8 protein-coding genes are annotated in these 7,588 nt (G+C 71.6%); 5 read left to right on the top strand and 3 right to left on the bottom strand.

The window, feature by feature from the left end:
* Positions 1-103: 103 nt before the first annotated feature.
* The 3 genes from xseA (at position 104) to ACSNOH_RS31715 (ending at position 2,362) form a co-directional block, all read left to right on the top strand.
* Positions 104-1,336 (top strand): exodeoxyribonuclease VII large subunit, encoded by a 1,233-nt coding sequence (gene xseA, locus ACSNOH_RS31705; RefSeq protein WP_436724902.1) that lies wholly within the window; start codon positions 104-106, stop codon positions 1,334-1,336.
* A 10-nt stretch (positions 1,337-1,346) separates the two neighbouring features.
* Positions 1,347-1,625, top strand: coding sequence for an exodeoxyribonuclease VII small subunit (locus tag ACSNOH_RS31710; protein ID WP_436724903.1), 279 nt, complete (start codon positions 1,347-1,349; stop codon positions 1,623-1,625).
* A gap of 143 nt (positions 1,626-1,768) precedes the next feature.
* The gene (locus ACSNOH_RS31715; protein ID WP_436724904.1) at positions 1,769-2,362 is read left to right on the top strand and encodes a malonic semialdehyde reductase; all 594 of its coding nucleotides are present in this window, start codon (positions 1,769-1,771) and stop codon (positions 2,360-2,362) included.
* 98 nt (positions 2,363-2,460) lie between these two features.
* On the opposite strand, the gene ACSNOH_RS31720 is transcribed toward ACSNOH_RS31715, so the two are convergent.
* Positions 2,461-3,018, bottom strand: a complete 558-nt coding sequence (locus ACSNOH_RS31720) for a DUF4245 domain-containing protein (protein WP_436724905.1) — start codon at positions 3,016-3,018, stop codon at positions 2,461-2,463.
* A gap of 238 nt (positions 3,019-3,256) precedes the next feature.
* On the opposite strand from ACSNOH_RS31720, the gene glpX reads away from it, so the two are divergent.
* Entirely contained in the window at positions 3,257-4,288 is a 1,032-nt protein-coding gene (gene glpX / locus ACSNOH_RS31725) for a class II fructose-bisphosphatase (protein ID WP_436724906.1), read from the top strand.
* Between the two features lie 151 nt (positions 4,289-4,439).
* Here the strand turns inward: glpX and ACSNOH_RS31730 are convergent, their stop codons facing one another.
* Both ACSNOH_RS31730 and ACSNOH_RS31735 read right to left on the bottom strand, forming a co-directional pair.
* The gene (locus ACSNOH_RS31730) at positions 4,440-4,799 is read right to left on the bottom strand and encodes a WhiB family transcriptional regulator (protein ID WP_356290263.1); all 360 of its coding nucleotides are present in this window, start codon (positions 4,797-4,799) and stop codon (positions 4,440-4,442) included.
* A gap of 227 nt (positions 4,800-5,026) precedes the next feature.
* A complete protein-coding gene (locus tag ACSNOH_RS31735) occupies positions 5,027-5,716 on the bottom strand; it encodes a DUF1707 SHOCT-like domain-containing protein (protein ID WP_436724907.1) in 690 nt (229 codons plus the stop codon).
* A gap of 161 nt (positions 5,717-5,877) precedes the next feature.
* Here ACSNOH_RS31735 and ACSNOH_RS31740 point away from each other — a divergent pair, with 161 nt between their 5' ends.
* The gene (locus ACSNOH_RS31740; RefSeq protein ID WP_436724908.1) at positions 5,878-7,542 is read left to right on the top strand and encodes a fumarate hydratase; all 1,665 of its coding nucleotides are present in this window, start codon (positions 5,878-5,880) and stop codon (positions 7,540-7,542) included.
* The last annotated feature ends 46 nt before the right edge of the window (positions 7,543-7,588 follow it).

The raw sequence follows: 7,588 nt of genomic DNA on the forward strand, positions 1-7,588 counted from the left end.
GGCTGGGGGTGCTGGGGGCGGAGGTGTTCCGTAAGAGGCCGGCTTAGAGCGCCCCCGCTCCCGGACCCGTACGGGTGTCGGTGCCCCCCACTACCCTCGCTCCATGGCCCTCAACACGTCTCCCGAAGCGCCCGTCCCCGTTGGGCAGGTGTCGCGGCTCATCGGCGGCTGGATCGACCGGCTCGGCGCGGTGTGGGTCGAGGGGCAGATCACGCAGATCTCCCGCCGCCCGGGCGCCGGCGTCGTCTTCCTGACGCTGCGCGACCCCGCGCACGACATCTCGCTGTCCGTCACCTGCTACCGCGCGGTCTTCGACCGGGTGTCCGGCATCGTCGCGGAGGGCGCGCGCGTCGTCGTGCACGCCAAGCCGGAGTGGTACGCGCCGCGCGGCCAGCTGTCGCTGCGGGCGGCGGAGATCCGGGCGGTGGGCGTCGGGGAGCTGCTGGCGCGGCTGGAGCAGCTGAAGAAGTCCCTCGCCGCGGAGGGCCTGTTCGCGGCGGACCGCAAGCGCCCGCTGCCGTTCCTGCCGCAGCTGATCGGCCTGGTCTGCGGCCGCGCGTCGGCCGCCGAGCGGGACGTCCTGGAGAACGCCCGGCACCGCTGGCCGGCGGTCCGCTTCGAGATCCGCAACGTGCCCGTGCAGGGCGTGCACGCGGTGCCGCGCGTCATCGAGGCCGTGGAGGAGCTCGACAAGGCCCCGGACGTGGACGTGATCATCGTGGCGCGCGGCGGCGGCAGCGTGGAGGACCTGCTGCCGTTCTCCGACGAGCGCCTGGTGCGGTCCGTGGCCGCGTGCCGCACGCCGGTGGTGTCGGCGATCGGTCACGAGCCGGACTCGCCGCTGCTGGACCTGGTCGCCGACCTGCGCGCGTCGACGCCGACGGACGCGGCGAAGCGCGTCGTGCCGGACGTCGGCGAGGAGCTGGCCCGCGTGCGCCAGCTGCGCGAGCGGGCCCTGCGCTGCGTCACGGCGCATCTGGACCGCGAGGAGCGCGGCCTGGCGTCGGTGCGGGCCCGGCCGTGCGTGCAGCGCCCGCAGCGGATGGTGGAGGAGCGCGAGGCGCAGGTCGGGGCGCTCACCGACCGGGCCCGGCGCACCCTGGGCCACCTGCTGGACCGCGCCGACTCGGAGCTGTCGCACACCCGCGCGCGCGTGGTGGCCCTCTCCCCCGCGGCGACGCTGCGCCGCGGCTATGCCGTGCTGCAGCACGCGGACGGCTCGGTGGTGCGGGACGCGGCGGAGGTGACGGCGGAGGAGGAGCTGCGGGCCCGGGTCGCGGAGGGCGAGTTCACGGTGCGGCCCGTTGCGGGGCCCGCTGTCGTACCCCCCGCATAGGCTGGTGGCCATGGCGACGACAACGGACGCGGCGGATGCGGCGGCGAACGCACTGGGGTACGAGCAGGCTCGCGACGAGCTGATCGAGGTCGTGCGCCGCCTGGAGGCGGGCGGCACGACGCTGGAGGAGTCGCTGGCCCTGTGGGAGCGCGGCGAGGAGCTCGCGAAGGTGTGCCGCCGCTGGCTGGAGGGCGCGCGGGCGCGGCTGGACGCGGCGCTGGCCTCGGAGGACGAAGAAGAGAGGGCAGAGGCGGCAGAGGCCGGGGGCGGCTCGGAGGCCTCCGAATAGGGGCCTGACCAGGCCTTACGTCACCGGGAGCAGGTGGCCGCGGCCACACTCGGTGCGACTTGTTGAAGTTTCAGTTGAATTTTCATCCACTTGTCGTAGAGTGGGTGGCGCAAGCCTCCCCCCGTTACACAAGTAGGTGCCCCATGTCCCTCGCCCTCGACCCCGCCGCCCAGGACCTGCTCTTCCGCGAGGCCCACACGGCCAGCGCCTTCTCCGCCGAGCCGGTGACCGACGAGCAGATCCAGGCGATCTACGACCTGGTGAAGTACGCCCCCACCGCGTTCAACCAGTCGCCGCTGCGCATCGTGCTGATCCGCTCCGAGGAGGCCCGCGAGCGCCTCGCGCCCCTCATGGCCGAGGGCAACCGCGACAAGACCATGAGCGCCCCGCTCGTCGCGATCCTCGCCACGGACAACGAGTTCCACGAGGAGCTGCCGACGCTGTTCCCGGCCTTCCCGCAGGCCAAGGACGTCTTCTTCGCGGAGCGCCCCGTCCGTGAGAAGTCCGCCGCGGCCAACGGCGCGCTGCAGGCCGGCTACTTCATCCTGGGCATCCGCGCCGCCGGCCTGGCCGCCGGCCCGATGACCGGCTTCGACTTCGCGGGCGTCCAGAAGGAGTTCCTGGACGACGACCACACGCCGCTGATGATCGTCAACATCGGCAAGCCGGCCGAGGAGGGCGCCTACCGCCCGCGCTCGCCGCGCCTGTCCTACGAGCAGGTCGTCACCACCGTCTGAGCCCCGCGCCCGACCTCACGCCGGGCCTCATGCCCAGCCTCACGCCCGTCCCCGCGCCGGTCCGGCGCGGGACACCGGCGGCACCCGGCCGTCGCGCTCTAGCCGTTCCCGGCGTCCTTCACGGCGCCCTTCTCGGCCTTGAGCGCGGCGGCCATCTGCGTGAGCCGCTCGTGGGAGGCGGTGCCGGTGACCACCGTGGTCACGCCCTTCTCCTCCTTCACGAGCGCGTTGTACTTCTCGCCCTCGTACTGCCGCCACGTCGCGTCGCCCACGCGCTGCGTCTTCGGCGTCTTCACCGCGCGCAGGCTCGCGCTGTCGATGAACGCCCCGGGCGGCCCGTCGCTCTGCTCGACCGCCACGTACTCGGTGTCCGGGTCGAGGAAGCCCAGGTGCCAGACGGAACCCTCCTTGCCGCCCGCCTTGTACGAGACGGAGGTGGCGCGCCAGTCGCCGCCGAGCCCGGCGGGCGCCGCGACCGGGTACGGCGCCGCACGCCGCGCCGTGTCGAGCTCGACGCGGTAGTCGACGGTGCGCACCGGGTCCTTGTTCTCGTCGTGCGGAATGAAGACATAGCTGACGAAGGCCACGGGGATCACCGCCGCCATCGCGAGCACCATGTTCCGTACGGTCTGCGCCTTGGGATTCCTACCTGCCACGCCCCCATCGTCCCCCATGGCCGGACCGATCTTCCGTCGGCCCCTCCTGAGCCATGACGGAGACCCTTGGCGGACACCCTTGACGGAGGGCCTTGACGGAGGCCTTGACGGTGCTCATGCGTGGGGCCCTCTGCTCACTCTCGCAGTGAGCAGATAAAGTCATCAGCACCCTCACCCTCTGCCCCTTTCGGGGGAGGGGGCCCCTGCGGCCGTCGCCGTACAGAAAGGTTGCGCTCCGATGACCGAGCATCATCTGCCGTCCCAGCTCGAGGTCAGCCCCGAGGCACCCGACCGCAACCTCGCCCTGGAGCTCGTCCGGGTCACCGAGGCCGGTGCCATGGCATCGGGCCGCTGGGTCGGCCGGGGTGACAAGAACGGCGCGGACGGCGCCGCGGTCAAGGCCATGCGCGCGCTGATCGGCACCGTGTCGATGAACGGCGTCGTCGTCATCGGCGAGGGCGAGAAGGACAACGCCCCGATGCTGTACAACGGCGAGCGCGTGGGTGACGGCACGGGCGCCGAGTGCGACGTCGCCGTCGACCCGGTCGACGGCACGACCCTCACCGCCAAGGGCATGGCGAACGCCGTCTCCGTGATGGCCGTCGCCGACCGCGGCACCATGTTCGACCCGTCCGCCGTGTTCTACATGGACAAGCTGGTCACCGGCCCCGAGGCCGCGGACTTCGTCGACATCACCGCGCCGGTCGCGGTCAACATCCGCCGGATCGCCAAGGCGAAGCACTCCTCGCCCGAGGACGTGACCGTCGTCGTCCTGGACCGTCCCCGCCACGACGGCCTGGTCCGGGAGATCCGCGAGGCGGGCGCCCGCATCAAGTTCATCTCCGACGGCGACGTGGCCGGCGCGATCATGGCCGCCCGCGAGGGCACCGGCGTGGACCTGCTGCTGGGCGTCGGCGGCACGCCGGAGGGCATCATCGCGGCCTGCGCGATGAAGTGCATGGGCGGCACCATCCAGGCCCGGCTGTGGCCGAAGGACGACGAGGAGCGGCAGCGCGCGATCGACGCGGGCCACGACCTCGACCGCGTCCTGCAGACGGACGACCTGGTCAGCGGTGAGAACGTGTTCTTCGTGGCGACCGGCATCACCGACGGCGAGCTGCTGCGCGGCGTGCGCTACCGCTCGGAGACGGCGACCACTCAGTCGCTGGTCATGCGGTCGAAGTCGGGAACGATCCGGCAGATCGACTCGACGCACCGGCTGTCGAAGCTGCGGGCGTACAGCACCGTGGACTTCGAGCGCCCCAGCTGAGTGCCCTACGGGCGCTGATCATGCGCCCTGCGGGCGCGCTTGTCCTCAAACGCCGGACGGGCTGAGTTGCTGCCGGCACCGCAGCGGCTCGGCCCGTCCGGCGTCCGAGGACGAGAGGGCGCCCGGGCGGACCCGGGTCGCCCCGTGCCCTTCAGCCCGCGGCGGCGACCCTCGTGGCGCGGGCCAGCTCCGCCTCGCGCCGGCGCCGCCGGGCCAGCACCACCCGGCGCTCCGCCGCGGTCAGACCGCCCCACACCCCGTAGGGCTCCGGCTGCAGCAAGGCGTGCTCGCGGCACTCGACCATCACGGGGCACCGTGCGCACACGCGCTTGGCGGCCTCCTCGCGCGACAACCGGGCAGCCGTCGGTTCCTTGGATGGTGCGAAGAAGAGCCCGGCTTCATCCCGGCGGCACACCGCCTCCGAATGCCAGGGGCCGGCCTGATCCCGCGCGGACGCGATCCGCGGGGACGGTACGGCGGCTTCCTGCAGGGGCTGATGCGGTAGCAGCACGGTCTACTCCTGACGACGGCTTTTGCTTGGCCGGTTGAGTCACCCTTGCCCGCCTCCACTGCGCACGGCCATTCGCACCGGCAGCCGTACGAGAGACGATGCACCAAGCTTTACCCGCTGTGCGCGTGCTTATTCACACCGTTGCCATGAGCGGAACGCGGTAACCCGCAGTAAGTTTCCGGCAACAGGCCGCCCGGAGCCCCGCGGGGCCGCCGGGCGGAGCGTCATCACAGGCCTGGGCGAAGGTTCTTGAGCCGCTTACCCCGTTTCGGCTTGGCATCAACGCCGCCGAAGACCGCGAATCCCGTGAGGGAGACGACCGGTGCGTCGGGGTCCGGCGCCTCGACCGTCTTCACGTCGAAACCGCCGAAGATCCCGGTGCCCGTCGAGCGCAGGGTCACGTTCTCCGGGACCCTGATCTCGACGCCGCCGAAGATCGCGGTGGCGTTGATGACGATCTCCCGCTGCTCGAAGAGCGCCTCGGTCAGGTCGATCTCGATGCCGCCGAAGAGCGCGAAGGCGTTCGTGCGCCGGCTCACCCGCCAGCGCCCCTTGCGCACCGCGCCGCCGAAGACCGCCACGAGGTTCTCGGCGGGGGCCGCGGAGAGGGTGTGCGCCGGGGTCTCGTAGGGCCGCGCGGGCGCCGCGGGCCCGGCCCGGCCGGCCTCCGGCAGGTCGCTGACCAGCGGCTCCAGCTCGGCGAGGGTCTTGGCGCGGTAGACCGCGCCGATCCGCTCGGAGTGCTCTTCGGCGGTGATCCGCCCGTGCGCCAGGGCGTCGCGCAGGATGTCCGCGAACCGGTCGCGGTCGGCGTCGGAGGCGCGCAGCGCGGGCGGCGCGGGGGCGGGAGCGGGCTCGGGCGCGCCCTGCTGCGGGCGCTTCTCCAGGGAGTGCTTCTCGAACGATGGCTCTTCCACGGCAAGCAGCGTAGCCAATCGCGATAGATCGCGATAGGGGGAGGGCGGCGGACGGGTGAGCCTTACCTCACAAGACCGCTCCCCCGCGCGCGTCCTACGCTGGTAGGCGCTGTCGAGGACGCCAGCCACCAGCCGCCTGCCGAGTGAGGAACCCGCCGCACATGTCTGCCTCTGAGTTCGCCTATACGGACCTCCTGCCCCTGGGCGAGGACACCACTCCGTACCGCCTGGTCACCTCCGAGGGCGTGTCGACCTTCGAGGCCGACGGCCGCACGTTCCTCAAGGTGGAGCCCGAGGCGCTGCGCAAGCTGGCCGCCGAGGCGATGCACGACATCTCCCACTACCTGCGCCCGGCCCACCTCGCGCAGCTGCGGAAGATCCTCGACGACCCCGAGGCGTCCCCCAACGACCGCTTCGTCGCGCTCGACCTGCTGAAGAACGCCAACATCGCCGCGGCGGGCGTCCTGCCGATGTGCCAGGACACCGGCACGGCCATCGTCATGGGCAAGCGCGGCCAGAACGTGCTGACCGCGGGCGAGGACGAGAAGGCCCTCTCGCACGGCATCTTCGACGCCTACACCAAGCTCAACCTGCGCTATTCGCAGATGGCCCCGCTGACCATGTGGGACGAGAAGAACACCGGCTCCAACCTGCCGGCGCAGATCGAGCTGTACGCGACCGACGGCGGCGCCTACAAGTTCCTCTTCATGGCCAAGGGCGGCGGCTCCGCCAACAAGTCCTTCCTCTTCCAGGAGACGAAGGCCGTGCTCAACGAGGCGAGCATGATGAAGTTCCTGGAGGAGAAGATCCGCTCGCTCGGCACGGCCGCCTGCCCGCCGTACCACCTGGCGATCGTCGTCGGCGGCACCTCCGCCGAGTACGCGCTGAAGACCGCCAAGTACGCCTCCGCGCACTACCTGGACGAGCTGCCGGAGGAGGGCTCCGCGCTCGGCCACGGCTTCCGCGACAAGGAGCTGGAGGAGAAGGTCTTCGAGCTGACGCAGAAGATCGGCATCGGCGCCCAGTTCGGCGGCAAGTACTTCTGCCACGACGTGCGCGTCGTCCGCCTGCCGCGGCACGGCGCGTCCTGCCCGGTCGCCATCGCCGTCTCCTGCTCCGCCGACCGCCAGGCGCTCGCGAAGATCACGCCCGAGGGCGTCTTCCTGGAGCAGCTGGAGACGGACCCGGCGCGCTTCCTCCCGGAGACCACCGACGAGCACCTGGAGTCCGAGGGCGACGTCGTCCGCATCGACCTCAACCGCCCCATGGACGAGATCCTCGCGGAGCTGACCAAGTACCCCGTGAAGACCCGGCTCTCGCTTACCGGACCGCTCGTCGTCGCCCGCGACATCGCACATGCGAAGATCAAGGAGCGGCTGGACGCGGGCGAGGAGATGCCGCAGTACCTCAAGGACCACCCGGTCTACTACGCCGGCCCGGCCAAGACCCCCGAGGGCTACGCGTCCGGTTCCTTCGGCCCGACGACGGCCGGCCGCATGGACTCCTACGTCGAGCAGTTCCAGGCCGCGGGCGGCTCCAAGGTGATGCTCGCCAAGGGCAACCGCAGCAAGCAGGTCACCGACGCGTGCGGCAGCCACGGCGGCTTCTACCTCGGCTCGATCGGCGGCCCGGCGGCGCGGCTCGCGCAGGACTGCATCAAGAAGGTCGAGGTCCTGGAGTACGAGGAGCTCGGCATGGAGGCGGTCTGGAAGATCGAGGTCGAGGACTTCCCGGCGTTCATCGTCGTGGACGACAAGGGCAACGACTTCTTCGTGGACCCGGCCCCGGCGCCGACCTTCACCTCGATCCCGGTGCGGAGTTCCTGAACGACGGCGCTTCCCCGCGCCCCTCAAAGGGGCGCGGGGAACTGCG

Source organism: Streptomyces sp. URMC 127 (assembly GCF_051386535.1).
In the GTDB taxonomy this organism is placed as follows: Bacteria; Actinomycetota; Actinomycetes; order Streptomycetales; family Streptomycetaceae; genus Streptomyces.